The organism is Pseudomonas edaphica (genome assembly GCF_005863185.1).
Classification (GTDB): domain Bacteria; phylum Pseudomonadota; class Gammaproteobacteria; order Pseudomonadales; family Pseudomonadaceae; genus Aquipseudomonas; species Aquipseudomonas edaphica.
The window spans coordinates 1-1803 of the sequence record NZ_VBVZ01000892.1 but is presented as its reverse complement, the minus strand read 5'-3'; the positions used below and the strand labels follow the sequence as shown (position 1 = coordinate 1803).

General features: G+C 63.4%; 2 protein-coding genes. Both read right to left on the bottom strand.

The window, feature by feature from the left end:
• Positions 1-1128 (bottom strand): MMPL family transporter (locus FEM54_RS31810; RefSeq protein WP_171045959.1); only part of this gene is annotated, 1128 nt, incomplete at its 3' end.
• On the bottom strand, positions 1118-1768 hold the full coding sequence (locus tag FEM54_RS31805; protein WP_138454195.1) for an outer membrane lipoprotein carrier protein LolA: 651 nt from the start codon (positions 1766-1768) through the stop codon (positions 1118-1120). The genes FEM54_RS31805 and FEM54_RS31810, both read right to left, overlap by 11 nt.
• Between the last annotated feature and the right edge of the window lie 35 nt (positions 1769-1803).

The following is a 1803-nucleotide window of genomic DNA, read 5'->3' as shown; positions in this document are numbered from 1 at the left end:
GGCGGCGGAGAACACGGCGATTTGCGTCAGCGCCGGGAACGGCGTCCATGCAAGCGCCAGGTAGCCAATGCAACTGGTCGCCAGGCTCAGGCTCAGCCCTGGCAAGGTCAGGCGCAATGCCGGCCAGCTGCGCCAGGGTTGCAGGCTCCAGCTTTTGGACAGGTAATGCAGCGGGTAATCCACCGCCACGCCGATCAGGCTGGAGCCCAGCACCAGGGTCATCACATGCATATGGCCGAACAGTGCCACACAGGCTACCGCGCCAAACAGCATACCCACCAGCACCGGCACAAACGCCAGCAGCACCCGCCAGCGCCGGAACGCCAGCAACAGCAACAACAGGATGCCCAGCGTGGCGCCACCGCCCACCCAGGTGATTTCCCGCGTGGCCTGTTGCTGCCCGTTGGCGGCGTAAAGCAGGCCGCTGGCAGCGAGCAATTGCGCGCCTTGCTCGCTGGCCTGTTCGCGACTGGCCTGGAGCAGGTCCGCCACTTGCAGCGGCAGTTTCATGTCAAAGGCATTGCCGGTGGTGCGCGCACGCAGCAGCACCCAGCTTTTGCCGTCGGCATCGGCAATCAAGGCGCCGCTGCCGATATCGAGCTGCACCGAACCGTGCTGCGGCTGGCTGTTCTGGATGCGACCGGTAAGGCCCAGCCAGTCGTCCTGGCTCGGCACCAGGCTGAACCCGGTAAACGGGTCGAACAGCGCTTGCACGCGCTGCTGAATGAACGCGTCCGGGTGCTCGATCAGTTGCTCGCGGTCCTTGGCCGAGAGCATCGCCAGCCGACCGCGCAGCAATTGTTCACGCAGGGCGGGCAAGTCGGCTTGCAGGTTCCACTGCACTTTTTCAAACAGGCCGCTGGCCTGCCAGCGTTCGCCCATTTGCTGCGCCACTGCTACGGCTTTTTGCCGATCGGCATGCCCCACCAACACCAGCATTTCGCGGTTCAGCGGTTCCTGCATACGCTGTTCGGCCTTGAGTTCCAGCGCATCCGGCGTGCTGCCCGGCACCAGTTCCATCAGGTTGGCCGACAATGGCGCGCCATGGCGCCACTGCCAGCCGGCCAGCGCCAACACCGCCACCAGCAGGATCAGGAACAGGCGTGGCAGCCAGCGCTCACTGGGCAAAGTCGTGTTGCTCCGATTCGCTCAACGGTTGGCCGGCAGTGCTGTCCTGCATGCGCAGCACGGTGCTGTCGCCCTGGGTTTCGAGCAGTTCGATTGTTTGCACCAGCTCGCCGCCGTCGATATTGATCTGGGTGAATACCTGCTTGAGCAGCAGCGAGCGTGGGACCAGCGTCAGCTTCCACTGTTGGGCTTCGCCTTGCAGATGCAGCTCGAAATCGCGCTGCAAGCCACTGCTGTCGCCTTGGAGTACGGCAAGGAACAGGCGATTCTGCTCGGCACCGGCGCTCTTGTTCGGCAGCAATTGCCAGCCGTTGGCGTCACGTCGGGCGATGCCTTGGGCGCTGATGCGGTAGTCCTGTTGCAGCGGGGTTTTCAACAGCCACAGCAGGCCGTGGTCTTTGGCGAGTACGAACGTGCCTTTGCTGACCAAGGGCTGGGGCAGGGCGCGCAGGTGTTTTTCCTGGATGAAGCTGCCGTGGATTACGGCGGGTTTGGCCAGTTGGTCACTTAGCTGCTGCAGGTCGAAGGCGTGGGCACTGAAACTCAGCAGCAACCCGATCAATGTGGGAGCGGGCTTGCCCGCGATGAACCTGAGGGCGCTGCGCAGTATCAGGCGAAGCGCGTTATCGTTGACGATCATCGCGGGCAAGCCCGCTCCCACATTAGATCTCATTT

Excerpts from the sequence above, each read along its gene's own strand:
- FEM54_RS31805 (WP_138454195.1), bottom strand. The coding sequence starts at position 1,768 with ATGATCGTCAACGATAACGCGCTTCGCCTGATACTGCGCAGCGCCCTC.